Genomic DNA, 26,083 nt, shown 5'->3' on the forward strand with positions numbered 1-26,083 from the left:
GGCCGACGGACACGTCGGCGCGGCGCGCTTCGCTGCGCGGGACGCAGGCGGCAACAACGCCCGCTCCGGACGATCAGGAGCCCTTGACGAGCTTGACGATCGTCAGCGTGCCATCGACCTTCTCGATCCGCACCTTGACCTTGTCGCCCGCATGCGCATGCGCGAGCATCGCCGCATCCTTCGCCTTGAACGCCATCGTCATCGCCGGCATCCCGACGTTTTCAAGCGCGCCGTGCTTCAGCGTGATCTTGCCGCTCGCGGCATCGACCTTCTTCACTTCGGCATCGGTCAGCGCGGCATTCGACTCGGCCGCACCGTCCGACGACATCGTCATGCCCGACATGTCCATGCCCGACATCTCGCCGGCGGCAAACGCCGGTACGGCGACAGCGCCGAGCGCGACGACGGCGGTTGCGGTAGCGGTGGCGATCAATCGATTCATCTTCATCGTAATTCTCCAGTTGGGGTGGATGGCACGTTCGTGCCGGAAGGAACTGCATCGGAATGCCGCACCTGGCCCGCGCTTCGTGCACGACGGCGCTGAAACAGGAGCCACGCGGCGGGAATGACGAACATCGACAGCAGCGGTGCCGTGACCATGCCGCCGACCATCGGCGCGGCGATGCGCTGCATGACTTCGGAACCGGCGCCGTGGCCGACCATGATCGGCACGAGGCCGGCGAGCACGACGGCGACCGTCATCGCCTTCGGCCGCACGCGCAGCACCGCGCCCTCGCGGATCGCGTCGAGCAGCACCGCATCGGTCAGCGGTGCGCCGGCATCGAGCCGGCGCTGCAGCGCGCCCTTCAGGTACAACAGCATCACGACGCCGAATTCGGCGGCCACACCGGCCAGCGCGATGAAGCCAACCGACGTCGCGACGGACACCGCATGGCCCAGCACCCACACGAGCCAGAAGCCGCCGATCAGCGCGAACGGCACCGTCGACATCAGCAGCAGCGCATCGGCCGCCGAATCGAACGTGAGGAACAGCAGCACGAAGATGACGACGAGCGTGACGGGCACGACGGTGCGCAGTGTCGCCGCCGCGCGCTCGAGATACTCGAACTGCCCCGACCACGCGATCGAATAGCCGGGCGGCAATGCGACCTGTTGCGCGACGGCCTGCTGCATCGCACGGACCGCCGTGCTCAGGTCGACGCCGCGGAGATCGACGTACACATAGCCGGACAGCCGCGCGTTCTCGCTGCGGATCATCGGCGGCCCGTCGGCGATGTCGATGCGCGCGACGTCGCCGAGGCGGATCTGCGCGCCGCGCGCGGTGACGACCGGCAGTTGCCGCAGGTTCTCGAGCGAATCGCGGATCTCGCGCGGATAGCGGATGTTGATCGGGAAGCGCTCACGCCCCGCGATCACTTCGCCGACATCGTCGCCGCCGACCGCCGACGACACGACCGACTGGATATCGGCGACCGACAAGCCGTAGCGCGCGGCCGCGAGCCGGTCGATATCGACGTCGATGTAGCGCCCGCCGTTCAACCGTTCCGCAAGCGCGGACGTCACGCCCGGCACGTGCTTCACGGCCGCCTCGACCTGCGTCGCGATCGCATCGATGCCGGCGAGGTCCGGCCCGGAAATCTTCACGCCGACCGGCGTCTTGATCCCGGTGGACAGCATGTCGAGCCGGTTGCGGATCGGCGGCACCCACACGTTCGACAGGCCCGGCACCTTCACCGTCCGGTCGAGTTCGTCGACGAGCTTCTCGGGCGTCATGCCGGGCCGCCATGCGCTGCGCGGCCTGAACCGGATCGTCGTCTCGAACATCTCGAGCGGCGCGGGGTCGGTGGCCGAATCGGCGCGGCCCGACTTGCCGAACACCGTGTCGACCTCGGGCACGGTCTTGATCAGCCGGTCGGTCTGCTGCAGCAGCGCGCTCGCCTTGTCGGCAGAAATGCCCGGCAGCGCGGTCGGCATGTACAGCAGGTCGCCTTCGTCGAGCGGCGGCATGAATTCGCCGCCGAGCCGCGACAATGGCACGGCTGTCAGCGCGAGCGCGACGACCGCGACGCCGATCGCGAACCACGGGCGCCGCAGCGTCGCTTCGAGCAGCGGCCGGTACAGGCGAATCAGCACGCGGTTGATCGGATTCGCGTGCTCGTGCGGAATGCGGCCGCGCACGAGATAGCCCATCAGCACCGGCACCAGCGTCACCGACAATCCGGCGGCGGCCGCGATCGTGTAGGTCTTGGTGAACGCCAGCGGCGCGAACAGCTTGCCCTCCTGCCCTTCCAGCGAAAACACCGGGATGAACGACAGCGTGATGATCAGCAGCGAGAAGAACAGCGCGGGCCCGACTTCCGCGGCCGACGCCGCGACGAGCGCCCAGCGGCGCGCGGCCGTGAGCGGCTCGCCCGGATGCGCGTGGTCGTACGCTTCCAGATGCTTGTGCGCGTTCTCGATCATCACGATCGCCGCGTCGATCATCGCGCCGATCGCGATCGCGATCCCGCCGAGCGACATCAGGTTCGCGTTCACGCCCTGGTAGCGCATCACGATGAACGCGGCCAGCACGCCGAGCGGCAGCGACAGGATCGCGACGAACGCGCTGCGCAGATGGAACAGGAACACCGCGCAGACGATCCCGACGATGACGAATTCCTCGATCAGCTTGTCCTTCAGGTTGCCGACCGCGCGCTCGATCAGTTGCGAACGGTCGTAGGTCGTGACGATCTCGACGCCGGGCGGCAGCGAGCGCTTCAGGCCGGCGAGCTTCGCCTTCACCGCATCGATCGTCGTCAATGCGTTCTTGCCCGAGCGCATCACGACCACGCCGCCCGCCACCTCGCCCTGCCCGTTCAACTCGGCGATCCCGCGCCGCATCGCCGGGCCGACCTGGATGCGCGCGACGTCGCCGAGCAGCACCGGCGTGCCCGCGTCGTCGGTGCGCAGCACGACATGACGGAAATCATCGAGCGTGCGCAGGTAGCCGGACGAACGCACCATGTACTCCGACTCGGCCAGCTCGACGACCGACCCGCCGGATGCCTGATTGGCCTGACGCAGCGCATCCGCGACCGCCGCCTGCGTGATGCCGTAGGCGCGCAGCCTGTCGGGATCGAGCACGACCTGGTACTGGCGCACCATGCCGCCGATGCTCGCGACTTCCGAGACGTCCGGCACCGCCTTCAGCTCGAACTTCAGGAACCAGTCGTTGAGCGCGCGCAATTGGCCGAGATCGTGATGGCCGGTGCGATCGACGAGCGCGTACTCGTATACCCAGCCCACGCCGGTCGCATCGGGCCCGAGCGACACGGTCGCGCCGGCCGGCAGCCGGCTCTGCACCTGGCTCAGGTATTCGAGCACGCGCGAACGCGCCCAGTACGGATCGGTGTGGTCGTCGAACAGCACGTAGACGAACGCGTCGCCGAACGACGAGTACGCGCGCACGGTTTTCGCGCCCGGCACGCCGAGCAGCGTCGTCGTCAGCGGATAGGTGACCTGATCCTCGACGACCTGCGGCGCCTTGCCCGGATACGACGCCTTCACGATCACCTGCGTGTCCGACAGGTCGGGCAATGCATCGAGCGGCGTCTGTCGCAGCGAATGCACGCCCCATGCGGCGAGCAGCACGGTGGCCAGCAGCACGAGGAAGCGGTTCCGGACCGACCAAAGAATGATGCGCGCGATCATCGTTCGCCTCCCTGCGGCTCGATCTTCGTCAGCCGGTAGCCGTCGTCGGTCTGCGTGAACGCGAATCGTACGGTCTGGCCTGGCCTCACGTCCGAGAACGCGCGGGCCGACGGCTTGCCGAACGCCATCGTCATCGCGCCCCAGCCAAGCGCCGGTACAGGCTGATGCGAGAACGTGATGTCATCGGCCGTGACCTTCTCGACCTTGCCGGTGGTTTCATAGACCGGCGCGGTTGCCGCGACGGACGATGCGGCCGCGCTTGCCCCCGTCGCGCGCTCCAGCCGCGGCAGCACGCCTTTCAGGCTGGCTTCCGAATCGATCAGGAACTGCCCCGACGCGACGACCGTGTCGCCCTCGTTCAACCCGCCGAGCACTTCGGTGTCGCCGCCGACATCGCGGCCGGCCGTGACCGATACCGGTTGAAGCCGGCCGTCGCCGTTCTTCACGATGACGATCGTGCGCTTGCCGGTCGCGATCACGGCCTCGGACGGCACGAGCAGGCGCGACACCGTGTCCTTCGCGGCGACACGCACGCGCATCAGCATGCCGGGCGTGAGCTTCAGCGATGCGTTGTCGATCTCCACGCGTGCCTGCAGCGTGCGGCTGCCGGTGCTGATGCCCGGCAGCACTTCGCGAATGCGTCCGCTGAAGTGGCGCGCCGGATCGCCCGCGAACGTCGCATCGACCGACATCCCCGGCTGCACGTTCAGCGCGAGCGCTTCCGGCACCTCCACGATCAGCCACAGCGTCGACAGCCCGGCGATCTTCGCGAGCGTCTGACCGGGCGCGACCATCGCGCCGTCGCGCACGTTCAGCTCGCTGACGACACCCGTTTCCGGCGCGGCAAGCACGACATGCGTCTGCGCGCGGCCGGTGCGATCGAGGGCGGCGATCATGCCGTCCGGAATCGACAGCGCCCGCATCCGCGCGCGTGCCGCATCGAGCAGGCTGCCGTCCATCCCGCCGCGCTTCAGCGCGAGATATTCCTCCTGCGGCGCAAGCCAGTCGGGCACGAACAGCGACGCGACCGGTGCGCCCTTCGCGATGCGCTGCATCGGTGCACGCGCGTACAGACGGTCGATATAGCCGGTCACGCGCGACTGCACGACGTCCGCGCGCGATTCGTCGAACTGCGTGGTGCCCACCGCGTCGAAGCCCGCCGCCGTCTGCTGGCGGCGGACGGTCGCATAGCGGATGCCGAGGTTCTGCTGCAGGCCCGGATCGATCCGGATGCCCGCTGCGTTGCCGCCTTCGTCCGCATAGACGGGCTGCAACTGCATGTCCATGAACGGCGATTTGCCCGGTTTGTCGAAGTGCTGGTTCGGCACCATCGGATCGTGCCAGTACAGCACCTTGCGGGTTGCCTGCCGGTCCGGCATGCGCGTTGGCGAAGCAGCGGCCATCTCGGCGCCGCCCGCCGCATGGCGGGCGCCCGCGAAATAGCCGGCCCCGGCAAGCGCCGCGCCGGCGAACGCCATCAGCGCCGCGCGCGCCAGTGATTGCTTGGTCATGGTGTTCTCCTTCACTGCGCGGCGGCCATCGCCGACGGCACGACCTGATATTCGAGCTGTGCCCAGGTCTGCGATACGTCGCGCCTGAGATCGAGCACCTGCAACTGCGCGTCGAGTTGCGCGCGCCGCGCGGCGAACGTATCGGCGAGCGCCCCCGTACCGGCGCGGTACGCAGCCGTCGCGAGCTGCACGCGCTGGTCGGCGGCCGGCAGCAGCGCGGCGCTCAGGTTCGCGATGCGTTCGCGGCCGCTCGCCAGCGTGTCGGATTGCGTGCGGATATCGGCCTGCACCTGACGCAGCGTGTCCTCGTACATCAGGCGCGCCTTCGTCTCGAGTGCGGCCTTCTCGGCGACGTCGCGGTTCTGGCGGTTCTTGCGATTGAGCGGCAGCGGGATCGAGACGCCGACCGACACCATGTTCGAATACGCGCCGCCGCGCTGCTGGTACGCGATCTCCCACGTCCAGTTCGGGCTGCGCTCGCTGTTCGCGACCGCCGTGTCGGCTTCGGCCACCGCGATGTCGTCCGCCGCCGCGACGAGCGCCGGCTGCGACAGGCGCAGTTCGTCCGGCGGCAGCGACGACACGAACGATTCGGGCGCGGGCGGCGCCCCCGTCACGTCGGCCACCGGAACGGCCGTCCAGCGGGCCAGCGCGATGAGCGCGGTGCGATACGCCTGCTGTGCCTTGAGCACCTGATCCTGCGTTTGCGCGAGCATCACGCGCGCCTGCACGACATCGCTCGCACTCGCCTTCGCGCCGCGATACGACGCCTGCGTCGCCTCGAGTTCGTGATTCATGTGACCGAGCAGCGCCTGCTGCAGCGCGAGCGCCTGCTTCGCGTAAACGGCGTCGAGCCATGCCGTCGCGGTCCGCTCACGCACGGTGGCGAGCTGCGCGAGATAGCCCGCGCGTTCGCGGCCGACCTGCTCGTTGGCGAGTGCCGTGCGCAGCCGCCGCTTGTCGCCGGACACCCATTCCTGTTCGATGCCGATACGGCGCATCGTCATGAAGTCCTGGCCGACAGTGAAGCGCTGGCCGCCGTTGATCGGCAGGTTGTCGATGCCGGCCTTGAGCATCGGGTCCGGCAACTGGCCGGCCTTGATGGCCGCTTCGGAACGCGCGAGCACGGCAGCCTGCGCGGCCTGCATCGAGGCGGAATGATCGGTCGCGGCCTGCAGCGCGGCGTCCAGCGTGAAAGGTGGCTGCTGCGCGTGAACGGCGCCCGCCACCAGCAGCGCTGCCCACAGCACGGGCGCGCGCCGACACGCACGCCGCGTGTGCGGCGTGCTGAAATCGAATGACATGGTGTAACCCCAAGTCGGAACCCAAAGGGATTCCACGTCCTGCGCACAGGACGAACCTCACCGCGTGGGCGGTGAACCGGTCAGATCGGGATCAGCTGATGCGTGGAGGGCGCCACAACCCGCTCGGGTCGCGGACCGGGACGGACTGCGTGTAGTGGAAGACGATCGTGCTGGCGAATGCAGCGGGACGGCTGACGTCGGCGCGGGCGGCCGGGTGATAGAGACTGCCGAACTGGCATTGGGCCGTCACCTTGCAGGCCATGCCCTTGGCTTTGGCCTTCGCGTGATCGGCGGATGACGGCTGCATCGAATCGCAGTCGCTCATGCCGGTGGACATGGCCAGGTTCATGCCGGTGTCCGAATCCATCGACATCGTGTGCTGCATCGGACATTCACCGGTCAAGCCGCTGGCTGCCAGCCCAGTGATGGGCAGCACCGCGCACAGCAGCAGCAGGATGAAAGTCCGAAGCCATTTCATGGCGCGATTATAGCGCGGCCCATTGCTGCGTGGCGGTGCGTCGATACGGCGGAATGACGCGCCGTCTCCATGACCGCCACCGCGGATTACCGCAGCAGATTGTCCGCCGCCAGCACGGCCTGCACGGCCGGCCGCACGCGCACCCGCTCGTACCACGCGCGCAGATGCGCATGCCGGCTCAGGTCGATATCCGCGTGGTACACCGAGCGCATCCAGTCGGCCTTGCCCCAGCCGGTGAGCGCAAACAGGTACGCATCGGCGACCGTGAACGTGTCGCCCGCCAGGAACGTCCGGCCGTCGAGCTGGCGGTCGATCCATGCAAAGCGGCTGTCGAGTTTCTGCCGGACGGGCTCGACGTACTTCCCCGCCTGCACGGCATACAGCAGCGGGATGAAACCCTTGTGGATCTCGGTGCCGAGGAAGTTGAGCCATTCCATCAGCCGGTAGCGCGCGAGCGTACCGTAGGCCGGTGCGAGCGCGGCTTCCGGGCGCTGGTCCGCGAGATACTGCGCGATCACCGGCCCTTCGCGCAGCATCGTGCCGTCGTCGAGTTCGAGCAGCGGCACGTAGCCGAGTTCGGTCACGTCGTAGAAGTTGCGGCCGTCTTCGACGGCATGCTTGCGGGCGTCGACCTTGACGATCTCCGCGTCGATATCGCCTTCGCGCAGCACGATGCAGATCGCCTGTGAACAGCTGCCGGGAGCGTGATAGAGCTTCATGCGTTTCCTTCGTGAGTGGTCCATGTATCGATGCGCCGCGACGCGGGCGCTAATATCTCGCATCGGCACACGGCTGAGAAGACGGCAGTCGTTTGTGCCGTAGTCACAAAAAATTTACCGATCAGGGTTCAGCACGATGAAAACGAGTGCGACAGGATGTTCCGTTGAAGAAGCGATGCGCCTGCTCGGCGGCCGCTGGCGGCTGCTGCTGGTGTCGTACCTGCTCGACGGGCCGCGGCGCTTCAGCGACCTGCGCCGCGACATGCCGGGCATCTCGCAGCGCATGCTGACGCTCGACCTGCGCGCGCTGGAGGACGCCGGGCTCGTGCGGCGGACCGTCTATCCGGAAGTGCCGGTGCGTGTCGAGTACGATCTGACCGCGGACGGCGACCGGCTGCGGCCGGTGGTCGACGTCATGCGCGAATTCGGGTTGTGGCTGAAGGCGCGCGATGTCGATGCGACCTGCGATACCGGCGCGACGCCTGAAGCGGCGATCGAAACGCAACCCGATTGCCCCGGTAACCCCAGATAACCCATACGCAGGAACCTACGTTCATGGAACTTCACGCTACCGTCGGCGCGGCAACGTCCGACCTCGACGACGACGAAAGCTTCGCCAACATCTACTGTCACGATGCGGAGCAGGACTATTGCTTCGCGCTGTCGCGCTTTCCGGACGACGCGCTGATCGAAGTGATGGTGCGCGACCAGATCAACTGGCGCGTCAAGGATCTGTCGGTACGACTGACGGACGATACGATCGACGTCGAGATCGAACCGGGCATCGCCGCGCGTCTCGACGGTCAAACGCGTTACGTCATCCATCTCGCACCGGGCCAGTACGATCCGGTCACGCTGCGGGCCGCGCTGAAGGAGATTTTCGTCGGCAAGGACGGGTATCGCGACGACAGCACGCAACGCTGACCAGCCGCCCGCTCATGACACGCTCCCTGCGATTCCGCCCGCTTCTCCGCGTCGCCGCACTGCTGACGGCAGCCTGTGCATTGATCGCCCCCGCTGCCCATGCAGCCAAGCCGCTGCTCACGTTCAAGGTCGACGACACCGTCACGGCCCGCGTCGAGCACGCCGACAGCGCGCACATCACGGTCCGCTTCCTGCCGAGCGGGAAAACGCAGACGCTCGACGTCACCGCCACCGACGAAGAAGGCCACTATCACCTCGCCACCGACGACTACAACTTCGACGGCCACCGCGATCTCGCCGTGCACGCGCTGCTCGGCATGGTCAACGAAAGCTACGGCATCTACCTGTACGACGCCGCGCGCCAGCAGTTCGAGCCGTTGCAATTGCCCGCGAAGAACATGCCGCACGGCAGTTGCGACGACCTGATCAACGTCGAAGCGAAGCCGAAGGAGCGCACGCTGTACAGCTCGTGCCGCGGCGGGCCGATCTGGTACACCGATGCGTACCGCTTCGACGCCGGCGGCAAGATGTACCTGTATCAATCCAGCGAAGCGATCCCCGACGATCTGCGCGACCTGCTCGACGGCGAATCGGGCCCGTCGTCGATGCTGCTCACCTACGACGAGCACGGCAAGCGCGTGGCGCGCCGCCCGCAGGGCTATGACGCCGGCAAGGTCACGTTCAAGGTGCGCCCGGCACGCCTGCCGCTGCACGACGCGATGACCGATGGGCCCACGCGCCGCTATGTCGTCGCGGGCGACACGGTGGAGGTGATCGACGCGAGCGACGATTTCCAGTGGCTGAAGGTGCGGTATCGCAATCCGCACGCGGGTGCCGTGCAGGGCTGGGTCAGCGCGAAGGAAGCGATGGCCAACTGATCCACGATGCGGCTCGCACGCCGCCTGTCCCACATACTGAACGCCCAACATCCCATTAATAGGGATACCTGTTCAAATGTTGACGCGTTTCACTCCACGGCTCTAACGTTCGCCCCAACGCCATTCGATTCGGCCGCCCCGCTCGCGGGCGCCGGCCGGGCATAGAACACAGGAGACAACCGTGGCCCAATCCGCGTCGCGCACCCATGCGAACCCGCCGGAGCCCTCGACCGCGCATGGCGGTACCGCACCCGATTCCGCCGCCCGCACAGCCGCAACCGCTCAGCCCAGCCGCAAGCGCCTGCTGATCCTCGCGCTGCTGTTCGTCACGGTCGTGATCAACTATCTCGACCGCAGCAACCTGTCGATCGCCGCGCCCGCGCTGTTCAAGGAACTGAACATCGATCCGGTGCGCGCGGGCCTCGTGTTCTCCGCGTTCGGCTGGACCTACGCACTGATGCAAATTCCGGGCGGCTGGCTCGTCGACAAGGTGTCGCCGCGCGTGCTGTATGCGGGCGCACTCGCGCTGTGGTCGGCCGCGACGCTGCTGCTCGGTTTCGCGGGTTCGTTCGTCGGGCTGATCGTGTTGCGTCTCGCCGTTGGCGCGCTGGAAGCGCCGGCCTACCCGATCAACAACCGCGTGGTCACGACGTGGTTCCCGACCCGCGAACGCGCGAGCGCGATCGGCGGCTACACGTCGGGCCAGTTCGTCGGCCTCGCGTTCCTCACGCCGGTGCTCGCGTGGCTGCAAGTCCATCTCGGTTGGCACATGGTGTTTGTCGCGACGGGCCTCGCCGGCATCGCGTGGGCGGCGATCTGGTATGCGGTGTATCGCGAGCCGCGCGCGTTTCGCGGCGTCAACGCGGCCGAGATCGCGCTGATCCGCGACGGCGGCGGCATCGTCGATCTCGAGGACCGCATCGCGGCGCGCAGCGAACGCGCACCGTCGACGTGGCGCGATCTCGGCGTCGTGCTCGGCCGGCGCAAGCTGTGGGGGATCTACCTGGGCCAGTTCGCGCTGAACTCGACGCTGTGGTTCTTCCTCACGTGGTTCCCGACCTACCTCGTCAAGTATCGCGGGATGGACTTCATCAAGTCGGGCTTCCTCGCATCGCTGCCGTTTCTCGCCGCGTTCGTCGGCGTCCTGTGCTCGGGCGTGCTGTCGGACTGGCTGATGCGCCGCGGCGCCTCGCAAGGCTTCGCGCGCAAGCTGCCGATCATCTCGGGGTTGCTGATCTCGACGTGCATCATCGGCGCGAACTACGTGACGTCCACGGGCTGGGTGATCGCGTTCATGACGATCGCGTTCTTCGGCAACGGCTTCGCGTCGATCACGTGGTCGCTCGTGTCCGGCCTGGCGCCCGCGCGGCTGCTCGGCCTCACGGGCGGCGTGTTCAACCTGATCGGCAACCTGTCCGCGATCGCGACGCCGATCGTGATCGGGCTGCTGGTCGACGGCGCGGACTTCTCGCGCGCGATCACCTACATCGCCGCGATGGCGCTCGCGGGCAGCCTGTCATACGGGTTGCTCGTCGGCAAGGTCGAGCGCATCGACGCATAAGCATCACGAGGGCGGCCCAGATGGGCCGCCCTCCTTTACCTCTTCCCGCGTGCCGCGTCAGAACCGCGTGAACCCGTCACGCGAAAGGTCGTGCGGATTGCCGGCCGCGTAGTCGAGCGCACACGCATCGGTATCGATGCCGACGGTCAGCAGCGTTTCCCAGCGTTCGGTGTCGGGCATCGACAAATCCGGGTGGAAACACACGATGGCCGCGTCGCCGGCCGCACCGCACATCGCCGCCGCGCGTTCGCGCACATCGGCGCTCGTCATCCCCGTCACGACCGCGTTCAGGTGCGCGAAGCGCTCGCGCGTGGTCGAGCTGTCGGGCATGCACTCGCCGCCGCTCAACGCGCGATCGAGGAAGTGGTTCGTATGCAGCAGCCAGCCGTCCGGGCGCGGCACGACCACACCGACACCCGACGGGCTCAGCTCGATGCTCGTCGCGCGCGGGTTCGCGTCGTGCCGCGTGAACACCGTCAGCACCGTCGATGCGCTCACGCGCGCCGTGCGCGCGATGTCGATCGCCTCCTTCACCGTCGTCGCATCCTCGAGCAGGCGCCGCGCGATCGCGTGCACGGGCACGCCCGCGCTGTCGTTGTCGCTTGCGTGGTGCAGGATGTTGAAATGCAGCCCGAGCCCCGCGCTGTTCACGCCGAGCTTCGCGAGCATCCCGAATTCGGTGAACAGCTTGACCGTGCGGCCCTGCGGCGTCACGAACTGCATCAGCAACCCCCGCGGCGCGAGGCTGTCGTGCCAGTCCCACGTCTGCAGCGTGCGCGGCGCATCCGGGCCGGCCGGCGCGTAGACGGTCGTCGAGCATTCGCCTTCGGCCGACGCCGGTGCGGTCGCGAGAATCTCGGTGCGCGCATTCAGGCACGCGAGCTGCCAGCGCGGCAGGTCGACGCCATCGGCGATCGCCTCGACTTCGGCGGCGAGGCGCGGGCACCATGCGTCGAGCGCGGCCAGGCTCGCTTCGCCGATCTCCCGCGCCCGCTGCGGCTCGATGCCGAGCTTCGGAAAGAACGCGAGATACAGCGCGACCGTCTCGCGGATCTCCGGCGCGAAGCGCGCGCCGATCAGGCGGCCCCGCTCGCGCGGATCGGTGATGTCGGTCGCGAATGTGTGCAGCTTCAAGATCAAACCTCCTGTGTCGAATGCGCTCCGGGCCCGAGCGGCCCGGAGCATGTTTCGTGGTACGAAAAAATCGGCGCGCCCGTCGTCAGAACGAGTAGATGAACTGCATCCCGGCGAGGTCGTTGCTGCGCGAGTACGTGCCGTTGTTCTTCAGGAACACCGGATGGTTCGCCGCGTCGTGGCGGTATTCGACCTTCACGGTAATCTGTTGCGTCGGATAGAACAACAGGTCGGCCGTGATCGCATAGCGCTGCGCGCCCTTGCATTCGGTGCCATTCGTCGCCGAACCCTGGAAGCACGACGGATCGACGCCGAAGCCGCTCGTGCCGTTCACCGACGGGTTGCCGCCCGCGAGCCCGTACTGGATGTTCGTGCCGCCGCCGCCGTTCGACGTGTTGTTCAGGTAGTCGAAGCGCAGTGTCGCGCCCATGCGGCCGACCCACGACGTCGTCCACTTCGTATGGCCGAGCAGCGACATTCCGTACCAGCGCGCGGTGCCGCCGTTCCAGGCGCCCTTCTGCAGCTCGCCGTAGTCGACCTGCGCGTTGACCTGGGTCTTGTCGTGCGTATAGGTCATGTCGGCTTCCACATACTTGTAGAGGCCGGTCGGCGACGAACCGTTGCACTGGTAGCCGTAGCCGCCCGCCGCCGCACACGGCGAGAACAGCGACTGCCGGCCGAGCATCCCGGAGATGCCGAAGTCGAACGCCGTCGACGTCGCATTGTCGAAACGCGCGGTGATCGTCGGCGTCCAGTTGGTCTTGGTCGTGTTGTTTGCCGCGTTCGCGATCGCGCCGGCCGTGCGCAGCACCTCGTTGCCGATCACGACCTGCCAGAAGCGCGTCATCGCCGCGTTGGAGCCCTTCAGCCCGATGCCGATCAGGTTGCCCGGCTCGCTGAAGTCGTACAGCAGCCCGTGCGTCAGCGTGAGCATCTGGTTCGACGGCTGCACCTCGTAGCCCGCGAGGCTCGGCATCATGCCGATCTCGAACGTACGCGTCGTGCTGAGCGGCACGTTCACCTGCGCCTGCGTGACGATGTTGTTGCCGACGCCGCCGTGCGAATTGCTGAACACGTTGCCGAAGCCACGGTTCGGCTGGATCACGATCTCCGCGGACGGCGCCATCGGGCCGACGCCGAAGGTCTTCTTGATATCGAGGTAGACGTCGCCGATCGTGCTGTTGTAGTAGTCGTACGCGCCCGGATCGTGATTCAGGAACTGGAAGCCGGACGTGCGCTGCGCGCGGTTGAACAGGTACACGGGATCGACGTAGCCGGTGATGCTCAGGCCCGCGAGCGGGCCGGTCGTCGCGGCCTCCTGCAGCGAGTCGACCTTCAGCGATGCGTTCGCGATCTGCTCGCGCATCTGCTGCAGGTCGTCGTTCGTGAACGCCGGCGCGGCATCGGCTGCCGGCGCGGCGGCCGCTGCCGTGTTGATCGTGCCGATCTTCGCGCTGCCCGATGCGGCATCGGCCGTCGTTACGGTGCCGGCCGGCTTCGTGGCCAGCATGCTCGCGCGAAGCTCGTTCACCTGCTGCTGCAGCGCGGTGACCTGCGCCTGCAGCACCTTCATCCTGCTCGCATCGGTTGCCTGCGGCGTATGTGCGACTGCCGAAGCCGCTTCGAACGCGAGCAGGCACAGCATTGTCATGTGTTTGATTTTCATGTTCTGGGTGGTCGTCGGGACGAGCGCGCCCCCGCCCGCCGCGATCGGCGGCGGGGCGCGCGTAAGGTATGCGGGAGTGCGGGGAACGGCGGCCGGCTTACTCGGTCTTCAGCTTCGTCCAGAGACGGTTCTGCAGACGCATCAGCTCGGGCGGAACCGGCTTGCTGAGGCTGAGCTTGCGGATCACGTCGGCAGGCGGGAACACGGCCGGATCACTCGTCACTTCAGCGCGCACGAGGTGCCTCGACGACGGCACGGCCGACGGATACGACGTGTCGTTGGTCAGGTTCGCGCTCTCCTTCTCCGACAGCACGAAGTTCACGAACTTCAGCGCGGCGTCCGGATGCGGCGCATCCTTCGGGATCGCCATCATGTCGAACCACATCGCGCTGCCCTCGGTCGGGATCACGTACTTGATGTGATACGACTTCTTCGCGGCAGCGGCCGCGATCCGCGCGGAGTTCACGTCGCCCGACCAGCCAAGCGCGAGGCAGATGTCGCCGCCCGCGAGATCGTTGATGTAGCTGCTCGAGTTGAACTGCGTGATGTACGGCCGCACCGTCTTCAGCAGGTCATAGGCGGCCTGGTAGTCGGCCGGATTCGTCGTGTTCGGATCCTTCTTCAGGTACACGAACGCCATCCCGAACGCATCGACCGGCGAGTCGAGCACCGACACGCCGCAGCTCTTCAGCTTCTTCGCGTACTTCGGATCGAACAGCAGCGACCAGCTGTCGAGCGGTGCGTCGCTGCCGAGCGCAGCCTTCACCTTCTCGACGTTCATCCCGAGCCCGTCGGTGCCCCACGTCCACGGAATGCCGAACTGGTTGCCCGGGTCGTCCTTCGACAGCACCTTCATGATTTCCGGATCGAGCAGCCCGTAGTTCGGCACCTGGCTCCTGTCGATCTTGCGATAGATGCCGGCCTGCAGCTGCCGCGCCCAGAAGATGTCGGACGGCACGACGACGTCGTAGCCCGACGTGCCCGACAGCAGCTTCGCCTGCAGCGTCTCGTTCGAATCGAACTCCTGGTAGACGACCTTGATGCCGGTCGCCTTCTCGAAGTTCGCGATCGTCGCCTTGCCGATCGAGTTGCCCCAGTTGTACACGTTGACGACGTCTGCCGCGTGCGCGACCGGCGTGCCCGCGCAGGCGAACCCGCCCAGCGCGAGCGCCGCGCATGCCGTCCTCAGATGATGTTTCCAGTCCCCTGCCATGTCTTCCTCCGTCGATATCATGATCCGTTCGCGATGAACGGGGTGTGCTTCGGTCCGGAAAAATGTAGCCAGAGGAAATTGGCCGGTCTGCCCTGCCAATAGGGGGACACGCCGCACAATCGGCGCATCCGGTTCCGGCCGGATGCGCCGTGCCGCGAAAACGGAAGCAATCCGAAAGCATCCGTCACCGCTTCGTCAGCCGCGATGCCCGGTCAGGACGCCTGCATCCCCGTGCGCGCACCGAACGCGTCGCCCACGTGCGTGATGCGGCCGCCCATCATCGTCAACCCGACGTCGATGCGGCCGATGTCGTACTGGCCGACCTCGAACAGGTCGTGCTCGAGCACGACGAGATCCGCGCGCTTGCCCGGCGTCAGCGAGCCGACCTCGTGCTCCATCCCGAGCTGGTACGCGCCGTGAATCGTGTACGCGGCGATCAACTGCGGAATGCTCAGACGCTCGGCGATGTCCGGGAACACCGGCGCGTCGGGCTCGCCCGCGAGCTGGCGCGTGTGGCCCGACTCGATGTGTTCGAGCGGCTTGTGCTGGCAGCGGCACTGGCACGCGAGGCCGTCCATGCCGATCGACACCGTCACGCCTTCGTCGAGGAACGTGCGGAACTTGTACATGTTGCTCCAGCGCTCGTGGCCGTAGTGGTCGCGCAGCTGCTCGGTATACGCGTCGACCACGCCCCACTGCAGCTGCGTGTTCGCCATCACGCCCGCGCGACGGAAGCGCGGGATGTCGTCCGGATGCGTGAGGAACGCGTGCGTGATCACGTGGCGGCGGTCGCGCGGCGGGTTCGAGCGGTTGACCTCGTCGAAGCCGTCGAGCGCCATCCGCACCGCCGCGTCGCCGACGCAATGGACCATCACGTTCGCGTTCGCGCGATCGGCTTCGACCAGATAGCGGTTGAACGTGTCGGCCGGCATCGTCGGCGCACCGCAGGTGTCGGGGCGGTCCGCATACGGTTCGAGCAGGTAGGCGGTGTGGTTCGCCTCGGTGCCGTCGAGGAACAGCTTCAGCGCGCGCGCCTTCACGAGCGGCGAATCGTACTGCTCGCGATACCGGACGAGCGTGCCGACCGGGTCGTCGATCTCGCCGATCACCGCGACGCTGCCGACCACGCGCAGCTTCAGGTCGCCCGCGCGCTCCATCGTCTGCAGCGTCTCGTACAGCAGCGACTGATCGCCGCTCGGGTCGAAGAAACCAGCATCGAACACGGTCGTCACGCCGGCCGCGCACAGCTTCTTCTGCCACGGCGGAATCGATTTCAGGTACAGGTCGATGCCGGTCGGCAGCAGGCCGGCCGCGCTGATCCGCTGCATCAGCAGCGAATACGCGGCGCCGTCGACGATCAGGCCGGTCGGCTCGCCGGTCGCCGCGTCCTTCTCGAACCAGCTCGCGCCTTCCTGCACCGGCGGCGTCGACGCGTCGATACCCGCAATCTCGAGCGCCTTCGAGTTCACCCACATCGAATGGAAATCGGTCGACAGCAGGCACACCGGGCGATCCGCGCAGATCGCATCGAGCGTCTCCTTGCGCAGCATCGCAGGCGGAATCGTCGCCTGCACCCAGCCCATGCCGGTGATCGCCGGCTCGTCCGGATGCGATTCGACATAGGCGCGCAGCGCACCGAGCACCTTCTGCGGATCCTCGTAGTTCACGAACGCCTGGAACGCGAACGCGGTCGTCTCGAAGTGCCAGTGCGATTCGACGAAGCCCGGCAACACAAGCCGGTCGGCCGCATCGACGACCTTCGTCTGCGCGCCGACGTACGCCTGCACGGCTGCCGTATCGCCGACGTGGACGATCCGGCCGTCGCGCACGGCCACGGCCTGCGCCCACGGCTTGTGCGGATCGACGGTGTAGACCTTCGCGTTGGTCAGAACGAAATCCGCCGGCGTCGCGGCGGCCTGCGTCGGTTGAATCTGCATTGCCTGTCCTTTGTGGTCATCAGGTTTTCGAAGTGCTTTCACTATAGGCAGACGATTCGCACCGGTATGCCCCCCCGCCGAGGGGGCTTCGGCGATTTCTGGCCGCCGCATGCAGCGGCTTGTCATCGTTTTGGGGACAACGGCCGAAATCCGCGGGGTGGATCCGGTGAATTCCCGGCTGACGCATGCGCGGCGTTCGCGTAACGTCGCGCTGTCCCCAGACCGCCCCCGCCCGATCATGCGACTTCTCCAGCCCGACCCTGCCGCCCGCGGCCACTACCTGATCGGCGTGCGCCCCGACTCGCTCGGCGCGACGTTACGCGCGGTCGGCACGCCGGATTTCGTCGGCGCGGTCACGGAATTCGTTAACGACAGCATCGACGCCGACGCCGTGCACCTCGAACGCTGGCGCGCGGACACGGGCAGCACGTCGGGCTTCGTTGTCGAATGGCTCGGCAGCGGCAGCCTGCGCTTCGCGGCCGATACGCTGCGTGTGATGGATGTCTACTACCAGGACTACTGCCAGAGCGACCCGCTGGTCGCGCCGCTGCGCGGCAAGGCCGGCACGCTGCTCGTGCAGCGCCATGTCGACGGCATCGCGCAAGGCGAGTTCCGCCGGCGGATCTTCGACGAACCCGGCATCGGGCAGGAATGCCTGCTCGTGCACGGCAATGCGCACCTGCAGTACGCGCTCGGGCTCGCGCGCACCGTCGGGCGCGCCGCGTTCACGACCGACGAGCTGTTCCACTTCCGCCAGATGGTCGATCTGCTGTTCCCGATGTTCGAGCTGCATGCACGCACCTGTGCGGCGCGGCGCGTGGCGGCAGTGTCGGTGAATGTCGAATCGCAGGCGAGCTTCGACGCACGCCTCGAACGGCAGGACGTGCAGCTGTCGCGCCGCGAGCACGAGATCTGCCGGCTGATGCTGTGCGGGCGCTCGGTGCCCGAGGCCGCGCAGCAGCTCGACGTGAAGCTGTCGACGGCCGAGTCGTACGTGAAGCGCGCGTTCGCGAAGCTCGGCGTGCGCACGCGCCGCGAACTGTTCGACTGGGTGCTCGTCGACTGCTGAGCGCGCCGCCTGCGTGCTTATGCGGCCAGCGCGGCCGCCTTGATGTTGAACGCGCGCAGCAAGTCCTCGCAGAACGCATCGACGATCGGCTTGTCGCTCGTGCTGCGCTTCATCGCGAGATGCAGCGGCACGTCGAAGCTGAACGTCGTGCGGCCGACGGCCTTCACGAGCCCGCGCTGCTCGAACGCCTCCGCGTAATGCGCGGGCAGGTAGCCGAGATGGCCGCCTGACAGGATCAGGATCGTCGCGGCCTCGATGCTGTCCGCGCTCGCGGTCACGCGCCGCTCCGGCAGCGGATACTGTTCCTCCGGCACCGGGTAGGTGCGCCACACCCAGTCGTGAAGCTGCAGGTCGTCCGCCGTCACGGGCCGCGAGGCATGAAACAGCGGATGCCCGCGCCCGCAGTAGATCACCTGCTGTTCGGTGAACAGCGGCGTGTAGAGCAGGCCCGGCACGCGATGCCAGAAATAGCCGATCGCGAGATCGAGCTGGTGGTTGACGAGGCTTTCCTCGAGCTCCTGCGGCGACGCGACCTTCATCGAGAACGTGACGGCCTGGTCGCGCTTGCGGAACGCGCCGATCGCATCGGCCACGCGCGCGTTCTCGACGAGCGGCGCCTGGCCGATCAATCCGATCGACAGCGTGCCGACCAGCTTGCGATCGATGTCGCGCACGCGCGCGACGAATTCGGACGTCGCCGCGACGAGCGTGCGTGCGGTGGCCGCGAAGCGTTCGCCCTTCGACGTCAGGCGAAACCCGCCGCGCCCGCGATCGCACAGCTTGAAGCCGACGCGCGCTTCGAGCGCCGACAGCTGCGTGCTGATCGTCGATTGCCGCACGCCGAGCGATGCCTCGGCGGCCGTGATGCCGCGTGCGTCGACGACGGCCAGGAAGACCCGGATAAGCCGGAGATCGAGATCGGAGGTATTCGAAAACATGCGTCAAGCCGCTGCGCGTACGCGCGTTGCCCGGCCGGCACGACGCGCTTCGCGCGCCCCGCCCGCCGCCTTCGCCGATGAACCGAACCGGACACGCGCCGCCATCGGCAGCGGCGCGCGTCGCAACCCCTTCACTCCGATACCACCGCGAGCGTGCGCTCCATGCCGAACACGGCCGGCCGCAGCCGCCCGTAGCAAAGGAACGCCACCGCGCACAACACGATCGCCGCGATCAGCGCCGACTGCGTGCCCGCGCTTTCGATCAGCGAGCCGCCCGCGACCGACCCCACGCCATAGCCGAGCGCGACGCAGCCCGGCGACAGCGCGGCCGACTTGCCGATCAGGTCGTACTGCGGAATCGTCGCGTAGATCAGCAGCGCGCCGCCGGTCCAGCAGCCGATGAACACGATCGCGCCGAGCGTGAACGTCGCGACCGATGCCGGCATCGCGAGCAGCACCGCCGCAACGGCGCAGCCGCCGAGGTTCACGAGCGTCCAGCGGCGCAATCCCGCGCCCGCGCCGAGCTTCGGCATCGCCGCGCAAATCACGAGGCTCGCGATGTTCGCGATGCCGAGCACGAGCGACACCGACTTGCCGCTCAGGCCCGCATCGGTGCCGATCTTTTCGAGGAAGGTCCACACGACGCCGACGCCGCCGTACAGCGCGAGCTGCGCGCACAGCACGAGCATCGCGCCCTTGCGGTCGATCTTGCCCGCCACGCCGGCCGGCGTCGGCGCGGCCATCGTCTCGCCACGGCGAAACAGCGGCGTCGCGAGCACGAACATGCCGAGCACGCACGCGACGAAACCGAACACGCCGTGCGCGCCCCACGTGCCGCTCAGCATCGGGAAGATGTAGGCGAGCAGCACCATGCTCCACATCACCTGCCCCATCAGCATGATCCCGAGATTGCGTTCCGGCGCGCGCGAGTACGACAGGTAGCGCAGCGCGATGCCGTTGAGCCCGCCCGAGCCGACGCCCGCGATGAACTGCAACGTCGAATACGCGACGAGCCCGTGCGTCGCGAGCGTGCCGAGGTTCGCGCCGGCGGCGAGCGTCACCGCGCCCGCGAGCACGAGCCGCACCGGCTGGCGGCCGAGCACGAACGCGACGAGCAGCGTGCCCGTCGATTCGCCGAGCACCTCGATGAAGCTCGACAGCCCGAGCGCCGCTTCGCCGAAGCCCCAATGGCGTTCGACCTGCCCGACGATCGCGGGCAGGCCGAGAAAGACCGTCGGCCCGAGAATGCCGAGCAACAGCATCACGACGACGAATAGCGCGCTTTCCTGTCGCGCTTCATCCTGCAGATTCAAACCGTTCATTCGCTGTCTCTCTCCGTGTCCGCAACGCGGACCGTCTCCTCAGGGGAGCTTGGTATGGCGGCGGCCCGGCCCGGGCCGCCGTGTCGCTTACATCGGGAAGCCCATCGCCTTGAGGCCGCTGATCCACGCGCGTTTCCAGCCGCCTTCGGCATCCGCGCCGTCGAACGCATGGAACGTGATCTTCGCGGCGACCCAGCGCATCGGCTCCGGCGGGATGTAGCTCGGGCTCTGGTTCGCGATGTCGAGCTTGCGCTCGGGGCTGTCGCGATCGAACAGGATGTTCAGCCCCATGAACGCGCCGAACCGGCTCGCCGCGACGCCGAAGCCCGTATAGCCGGCGACGAATACGGCCTTGTCGCCGAGATAGCGCTTCGCGAACACCGAGCCGCGCGAGCAATAGTCGATCGGGCCGCCCCACGCATGCGAGAAGCGCACGTCGCTCAGTTGCGGGAACGTGCGGTAGAACGCTTCCGCGAGCCGGTAGTAGGTTTCGCGCCGGCCGTCCTGGTGCGGTTCCGGATCGCCGTCGAAGTGATAGCTGACGAGGCCGCCGAAGATGATGTTGTTGTTCTTCGTCAGCCGGAAATAGTTGAGCTGCGTACGCGTGTCGTACACGCCCTGGCGGTTCTGCCAGCCGATCCGCGCGAGCTGCTCGTCGGTCAGCGGCTCGGTGGCGAGCACGTGGTCGCGCACCTGCATCACGCGGCGGTTGATATCGGGAATCCCTACTTTAGCGGTGCCGCTGCCGAACACGACGCGCGGCGCGCGCACGCTGCCCTTCGGCGTCTTCACGAACACCGTGCTGCCTTCGTCGGTCACGGCCGTGAGCGGCGTGTGCTCGTACAGCGTCACGCCGAGCGACAGCGCCGCGCGCTTCAGCCCCCACGCGAGCTTCGCCGGATGCACGATGCCGCTGCGGTTGCGCGACCACAGCGCGCCCGCGAACAGCGGCGAATTCAGTTGTTCGAGCGTTTCGTCGCGGTTCAGCAGCACGACGTCGTGGCCGTACTCGCGATGCAGGTCGTAGTCGCCCTTCAGGTGCGCGATGTGCTCGGGATCGACCGCGACCGTCATCTCGCCGTTCCATTCGATGTCGGCGTCGATGTCGTAACGCTTCAGCGTTTCCTCGAAGCCATCGAGGTTGTGATGGCCGAACGTCTCGAGCTCCGCGATGTCGTTCGGGAACACGCGTACCGCGTTCGGCAGCCCGTGCATCACCGACGTCGAGATGATCCCGCCCGCGCGGCCCGATGCGCCGTGCGCGACCTTGCCGGCCTCGATCAGCACCACGTTCAGGTGCGGCATCTGTTCCTTCGCCTGCACGGCCGACCACAGCCCCGTGAAGCCGCCGCCGACGATCAGCAGGTCGGCCGTCACGTCGCCGACGAGTTCCGGCTCGGTGGCCGGCGCGGCCGGGTTGTCGAGCCAGTACGGGAACAGCTTCGTATTCGCGAGCGCCGCCTCGACGCCCAGCGCGACCGGCGCGCCACGCAGCGCGTGCGCCTGCACCGGCGCGGTCTGTTTTGCTTCGTTGACTTCCATTTCCATGATCCCAGCCATCACACGCGGAAACGAAACCGCCGCCGGGTTCGCGTCACACGGACGACGACGCCACGGCGGCGGCTTCGGACATCACGACTTCTCGAGCAGCACGTAGAACTTCTTCGCGTCCTCGATCGTCTCCCAGCGGCCCGCGAATCCGGCCGGCAGCAGGTAGCCCTGGCCCGGCGTGAATTCCTTGCGGTTGCCTTCGACGTCGGTCAGCGCGATCCGGCCCTCGACGAGCCATACCGCTTCGTCGGCCGCCGTTTCCGGAAACTCCACCGAGCCGACCTTGCCTTCCCACCAGCCGATGATGTAGTTGCCGCTCTTGCCTTCGGCTGCGCGCCAGTCGCTTTCGTCCATCCCGAAGTCGAGCTTCGTGAATTCGCCCACGCCTGCGCCCAGCGGCAGGATGTCCTTGATCAGTTTGGTCATCAGAATCGTTCGTCTCTTGATTGAAAAAGCAGAGACAAAGTTACTCATTTACACTGCCCCGGTATGCCCCCCTCCAGGGGGGACAAGCGATGTTTTGCAGGGCAAACGGGTCGGCAGGACAACCGACGGTGTTTCCCCCTAATGACGTTTCCGGCCTCGAACGCTACAATCGCGCCGCTTTTCACCGGGGAACCGCATGCTGCTCAACGTGAACCCCTTCCATCGCGACAACGACCGCTTCAACGTGTCGTTCAAGGCGCTGGGCGAGCTGATCGAGACGGTCGGCACGCCGCACTTCGTGCCGCGCCTCACGCAACTGCTGAACGACGTCGTGCCGCTCGACGTCGCGCACGTCGAACGCTCGCGCGTCGACGGCACGATGCCTACCGGCTACCGCTGCGAATGGATCGGCAGCAGCGGCATCGGCACCGAATCCACCGAAATCTCCGACGTGATGACGCTCTACTACGAGCGCTTTCTCGACAGCGATCCGCTGTTCGCGGGGCTGCGCGGCAAGACGGGCACGATGCTCGTCGTGCGCGACATCGCGGCGATCCCGCCCGGCGAATTCCGCCAGCGACTGTTCGACGACGTCCATATCGGCCATGAATGCGTGCTCGCGCGCGGCACGCGCTATTCGCAGCATTCGATCGCGCTGGAACGCGGCCGCGACCGGCCGCCGTTCACGCTCGCCGAGATGAACCGCTTCCGCAGCATCAGCGACGTGCTGTTCCCGCTGCTCGAACTGCACGCGTCGACCACCGCCGTGCGACGCGTCGCACATCCGACACCGGAAGTCCATCCGCTCGCGCAGTTCGACGCGCGCATCGCAGCCGACGGCGTGAAGCTGTCGAAACGCGAATACGAAACCTGCAAGCACCTGATCTCCGGCAAGACCGTGCCGGAAACCGCCGGGATTCTCGGCGTGCGCGTCGCATCGGCCGAGTCGTACGTGAAGCGCGCGTTCGCGAAGCTCGGCGTGCGGACCAAACGCGAACTCGCCGCGTGGGGTTCGGCCGCCACCGCGTTTCCTTGCGCCGGATCGCACGACGGCGCCACGCCGCCGGTCATCTCCGGCTGACCCGGCCGGGACCGGCCGCACGGCCGCCTTCGGTTGCGCCGCGTCGATGCGGCGGCGCCACTCGCATCGAGACCCGTCGATGTAAACGTTGCGACTTCAAAATCTTCGCGCAGGCGTTCTCCTCTACCATCGGCCGATCGCTTTACCTCAGAAAAAGGAGACGGCCCCATGCCCCGCGAACTCAATCAACCGATGGGCGGCAACGACATGCCGCGCTTTGGCGGCATCGCCACGATGATGCGGCTGCCGCAGGCCGCGACGACCGACGGCCTCGACGTGTGTTTCGTCGGCGTGCCGCTCGACCTCGGCACTTCGAACCGCTCGGGCTCGCGCTTCGGCCCGCGCCAGATCCGCACCGAATCCGTGCTGCTGCGCCCGTACAACATGGCCACGCGCGCCGCGCCGTTCGATTCGCTGCAGGTGGCCGACATCGGCGACGTCGCGACCAATCCGTACGACCTGAAAGACTCGGTGCGCCGCATCGAGGAAGCCTACGACGAGATCGTCGCGAACGGCTGCCGGCCGATCACGCTCGGCGGCGATCACACGATCGCGTGGCCGATCCTGCGCGCGCTGCATAAAAAGTACGGCAAGGTCGCCGTCGTGCACATCGACGCACATGCGGACGTGAACGACACGATGTTCGGCGAGAAGATCGCGCACGGCACGCCGTTCCGCCGCGCGGTGGAAGACGGGCTGCTGCAATGCGACAAGGTCACGCAGATCGGCCTGCGCGGCACCGGCTACCACGCGGACGATTTCGACTGGTGCCGCCAGCAGGGCTTCACCGTCGTGCAGGCGGAAGCATGCTGGAACAAGTCGCTCGTGCCGCTGATGTCGCAGGTGCGCGAACGCGTCGGCGATACCCCGGTCTACCTGAGCTTCGACATCGACGGCCTCGACCCGTCGTTCGCGCCCGGCACCGGCACGCCGGAAATCGGCGGCCTCACCGTGCAGCAGGGACTGGAAATCATCCGCGGGATGCAGGGCCTGAACATCGTCGGCGCGGACCTCGTCGAAGTGTCGCCGCCGTACGACCCGACCGGCACGACCGCGCTCACCGGCGCGAACCTCGCATTCGAGATGCTCTGCGTGATGCCGGGCGTCGCCTACCGCTAACCCGATCGACAGGATGCCCCTCATGTCCACCGCCGAGCTTTCCCGCGCCACGACCACCTTCGTACTGCCCGCCGCGCGCATCGCCGGCCAGCCGGTGCGCACGCATTCCGACACGGCCGGCGCGCCGATCTTCAATGCGTCGACCGGCGACACGATCGGCTGGCAGGAATTCGCGACGCCCGCGCACGTCGACGCCGCGGTTCGCGCCGCGCGCGACGCGTTCGCGGGCTGGCGCGACACGCCGCCCGCCGGGCGCGGGCGCCTGCTCGCAACGATCGCCGAGCGCGTCGAAGCCGCGCGCGACCGCCTGGCCGCCTTGCAGATGCAGGTGAGCGGCAAGCCGCCGTTCGAAGCCGAAGCCGATGTCGGCGATGTCGTCGCGACGTTCGCGTACTACGCGAAGCTGTGCGAAGACCCGGCGCTGTTCGCGGCCGAACCCGTCACGCTGCCGAGCGACGCCGTCACGGCCGAACGCTTTTACGATGCGGTCGGCGTCGCCGCACTGGTCATGCCGTGGAACTTCCCGATGGTCACGACCGCGTGGAAGCTCGCGCCGGCACTCGCGGCCGGCTGCGCGGTCGTGCTGAAGCCGTCCGAACTCACGTCGCCGGCCGAGCATGCGCTGCTCGACATCATCGTCGAAGCCGGCGTGCCGGCCGGCGTCGTCAACGTCGTGAACGGCGGCGCCGAGATCGGCGCGGCGCTGACCGCGCATCCGCTGATCGACAAGATCTCGTTTACCGGCAGCACGGCGGCCGGCCGCAAGGTGATGCAGGCCGCTGCCGTCGACATGAAGCGCGTGACGCTCGAACTCGGCGGCAAGTCGTCGCTGATCGTGCGCGAGGACGCCGATCTCGACGTCGCGGTATCGCTCGCGGTCGCGGGCGCGTTCACGAACGCGGGCCAGATGTGCTCGGCCACCGCGCGCATCCTCGTGCACGACAGCCTCTACCGCAGCTTCATGGCCGCGTTCGAGACGGCCGTACGTGCGCTCGTCGTCGCGCCGCCGGCCGCCGAACAGGTTGCGATGGGGCCGCTGATCTCGGCCGCGCAGCGAGCGCGCGTCGAGGCGATGCTCCAGCACGGCATCGATGCGGGTGCACGCGTCGCGTTCCGCGGCCGCGTGACGGATGCCGGCGGCGAAGGCTTCTTCATGGCGCCCGTCGTGATCGCCGAACCGGCCGCCGACAACCCGCTGTGGACCGACGAAGTGTTCGGCCCCGTCGCGTGCGTGAAGTCGTTCCGTACCGACGACGAAGCGATCGCGCTCGCGAACGACACACGCTACGGGCTCGTCGCAACCGTCGTCACGCGCGATGCCGACATCGCCAGGCAATTCCAGCAGCGCGTGCGCGCAGGGCTCGTGTGGATCAATGCGCCGCAGCTGATCTACCCGCACGTGTGCTGGGGCGGCTTCGGGCTCAGCGGGATCGGCCGCGAACTCGGCGTCACCGGGCTGCGCAGCTATCAGGAACTGCGCCACGCCATGCGCGCAATCGACTGACCAGTGCGGCCGTTCAGGCCGTTGGCGGCGCCGTGGCGGGTGGCACGGCGCCGCTTTTTTTATTCCTCGAAGATTTCTGCGGAGCGGCCCGGCAGTC

22 protein-coding genes are annotated in these 26,083 nt (G+C 67.5%); 8 read left to right on the top strand and 14 right to left on the bottom strand.

Features of this window, described 5'->3' with window-relative positions:
• Positions 1–73: 73 nt before the first annotated feature.
• From ACWMMN_RS30240 to ACWMMN_RS30265, 6 genes are all read right to left on the bottom strand, one after another.
• Positions 74–448: a copper-binding protein gene (locus ACWMMN_RS30240; protein WP_486423556.1), complete on the bottom strand. Its 375-nt coding sequence runs from the start codon at positions 446–448 to the stop codon at positions 74–76.
• Complete coding sequence (locus ACWMMN_RS30245; RefSeq protein WP_486423557.1) at positions 445–3,651, bottom strand: efflux RND transporter permease subunit; 3,207 nt, start codon at positions 3,649–3,651, stop codon at positions 445–447. The genes ACWMMN_RS30240 and ACWMMN_RS30245 overlap by 4 nt, the downstream gene beginning before the upstream one ends.
• Complete coding sequence (locus ACWMMN_RS30250; protein WP_486423558.1) at positions 3,648–5,162, bottom strand: efflux RND transporter periplasmic adaptor subunit; 1,515 nt, start codon at positions 5,160–5,162, stop codon at positions 3,648–3,650. The genes ACWMMN_RS30245 and ACWMMN_RS30250 overlap by 4 nt, the downstream gene beginning before the upstream one ends.
• Before the next feature lie 11 nt (positions 5,163–5,173).
• Positions 5,174–6,466, bottom strand: a complete 1,293-nt coding sequence (locus tag ACWMMN_RS30255; RefSeq protein ID WP_486423559.1) for a TolC family protein — start codon at positions 6,464–6,466, stop codon at positions 5,174–5,176.
• Positions 6,467–6,557: 91 nt separating this feature from the next.
• Positions 6,558–6,944 carry a hypothetical protein gene (locus tag ACWMMN_RS30260; protein ID WP_059237771.1) on the bottom strand — a complete coding sequence of 129 codons (387 nt, stop codon included), beginning with the start codon at positions 6,942–6,944 and terminating at the stop codon, positions 6,558–6,560.
• Positions 6,945–7,030: 86 nt separating this feature from the next.
• On the bottom strand, positions 7,031–7,663 hold the full coding sequence (locus tag ACWMMN_RS30265; RefSeq protein WP_174993322.1) for a glutathione S-transferase C-terminal domain-containing protein: 633 nt from the start codon (positions 7,661–7,663) through the stop codon (positions 7,031–7,033).
• A 136-nt stretch (positions 7,664–7,799) separates the two neighbouring features.
• On the opposite strand from ACWMMN_RS30265, the gene ACWMMN_RS30270 reads away from it, so the two are divergent.
• The 4 genes from ACWMMN_RS30270 (at position 7,800) to ACWMMN_RS30285 (ending at position 11,026) form a co-directional block, all read left to right on the top strand.
• On the top strand, positions 7,800–8,195 hold the full coding sequence (locus ACWMMN_RS30270; RefSeq protein WP_059237773.1) for a winged helix-turn-helix transcriptional regulator: 396 nt from the start codon (positions 7,800–7,802) through the stop codon (positions 8,193–8,195).
• Between the two features lie 23 nt (positions 8,196–8,218).
• A complete protein-coding gene (locus ACWMMN_RS30275; RefSeq protein WP_059237774.1) occupies positions 8,219–8,587 on the top strand; it encodes a hypothetical protein in 369 nt (122 codons plus the stop codon).
• A gap of 14 nt (positions 8,588–8,601) precedes the next feature.
• A complete protein-coding gene (locus ACWMMN_RS30280; protein WP_256086843.1) occupies positions 8,602–9,465 on the top strand; it encodes an XAC2610-related protein in 864 nt (287 codons plus the stop codon).
• A 181-nt stretch (positions 9,466–9,646) separates the two neighbouring features.
• Positions 9,647–11,026, top strand: a complete 1,380-nt coding sequence (locus ACWMMN_RS30285) for an MFS transporter (protein WP_256086844.1) — start codon at positions 9,647–9,649, stop codon at positions 11,024–11,026.
• Positions 11,027–11,083: 57 nt separating this feature from the next.
• Here ACWMMN_RS30285 and ACWMMN_RS30290 read toward each other — a convergent pair whose 3' ends face one another.
• From ACWMMN_RS30290 to ACWMMN_RS30305, 4 genes are all read right to left on the bottom strand, one after another.
• The gene (locus tag ACWMMN_RS30290) at positions 11,084–12,160 is read right to left on the bottom strand and encodes a C45 family autoproteolytic acyltransferase/hydrolase (protein WP_486423560.1); all 1,077 of its coding nucleotides are present in this window, start codon (positions 12,158–12,160) and stop codon (positions 11,084–11,086) included.
• An 85-nt stretch (positions 12,161–12,245) separates the two neighbouring features.
• Entirely contained in the window at positions 12,246–13,826 is a 1,581-nt protein-coding gene (locus ACWMMN_RS30295; protein ID WP_486423561.1) for a DUF3138 family protein, read from the bottom strand.
• A 97-nt stretch (positions 13,827–13,923) separates the two neighbouring features.
• Positions 13,924–15,039 (bottom strand): polyamine ABC transporter substrate-binding protein, encoded by a 1,116-nt coding sequence (locus ACWMMN_RS30300; protein ID WP_059237778.1) that lies wholly within the window; start codon positions 15,037–15,039, stop codon positions 13,924–13,926.
• Positions 15,040–15,251: 212 nt separating this feature from the next.
• Positions 15,252–16,976, bottom strand: coding sequence for an amidohydrolase (locus ACWMMN_RS30305; protein WP_486423562.1), 1,725 nt, complete (start codon positions 16,974–16,976; stop codon positions 15,252–15,254).
• Between the two features lie 238 nt (positions 16,977–17,214).
• Between ACWMMN_RS30305 and ACWMMN_RS30310 the strand changes: the two genes are divergently transcribed.
• The gene (locus ACWMMN_RS30310) at positions 17,215–18,045 is read left to right on the top strand and encodes a helix-turn-helix transcriptional regulator (protein WP_059237780.1); all 831 of its coding nucleotides are present in this window, start codon (positions 17,215–17,217) and stop codon (positions 18,043–18,045) included.
• 17 nt (positions 18,046–18,062) lie between these two features.
• On the opposite strand, the gene ACWMMN_RS30315 is transcribed toward ACWMMN_RS30310, so the two are convergent.
• From ACWMMN_RS30315 to ACWMMN_RS30330, 4 genes are all read right to left on the bottom strand, one after another.
• Positions 18,063–18,983, bottom strand: coding sequence for a LysR family transcriptional regulator (locus ACWMMN_RS30315; protein ID WP_059237781.1), 921 nt, complete (start codon positions 18,981–18,983; stop codon positions 18,063–18,065).
• 131 nt (positions 18,984–19,114) lie between these two features.
• Positions 19,115–20,305, bottom strand: a complete 1,191-nt coding sequence (locus tag ACWMMN_RS30320; protein WP_059237782.1) for an MFS transporter — start codon at positions 20,303–20,305, stop codon at positions 19,115–19,117.
• Between the two features lie 87 nt (positions 20,306–20,392).
• Positions 20,393–21,853: an NAD(P)/FAD-dependent oxidoreductase gene (locus tag ACWMMN_RS30325; RefSeq protein WP_059237783.1), complete on the bottom strand. Its 1,461-nt coding sequence runs from the start codon at positions 21,851–21,853 to the stop codon at positions 20,393–20,395.
• An 84-nt stretch (positions 21,854–21,937) separates the two neighbouring features.
• Positions 21,938–22,282 (bottom strand): cupin domain-containing protein, encoded by a 345-nt coding sequence (locus ACWMMN_RS30330; protein ID WP_048249140.1) that lies wholly within the window; start codon positions 22,280–22,282, stop codon positions 21,938–21,940.
• Between the two features lie 196 nt (positions 22,283–22,478).
• Here ACWMMN_RS30330 and ACWMMN_RS30335 point away from each other — a divergent pair, with 196 nt between their 5' ends.
• From ACWMMN_RS30335 to ACWMMN_RS30345, 3 genes are all read left to right on the top strand, one after another.
• Positions 22,479–23,363 carry a helix-turn-helix transcriptional regulator gene (locus ACWMMN_RS30335; protein ID WP_059237784.1) on the top strand — a complete coding sequence of 295 codons (885 nt, stop codon included), beginning with the start codon at positions 22,479–22,481 and terminating at the stop codon, positions 23,361–23,363.
• Between the two features lie 168 nt (positions 23,364–23,531).
• The gene (speB, locus tag ACWMMN_RS30340) at positions 23,532–24,482 is read left to right on the top strand and encodes an agmatinase (RefSeq protein WP_256086846.1); all 951 of its coding nucleotides are present in this window, start codon (positions 23,532–23,534) and stop codon (positions 24,480–24,482) included.
• Positions 24,483–24,504: 22 nt separating this feature from the next.
• A complete protein-coding gene (locus ACWMMN_RS30345; protein WP_256086847.1) occupies positions 24,505–25,986 on the top strand; it encodes an aldehyde dehydrogenase family protein in 1,482 nt (493 codons plus the stop codon).
• Positions 25,987–26,083 lie beyond the last annotated feature (97 nt).

This window comes from Burkholderia cepacia complex sp. TUM26381 (genome assembly GCF_057439935.1).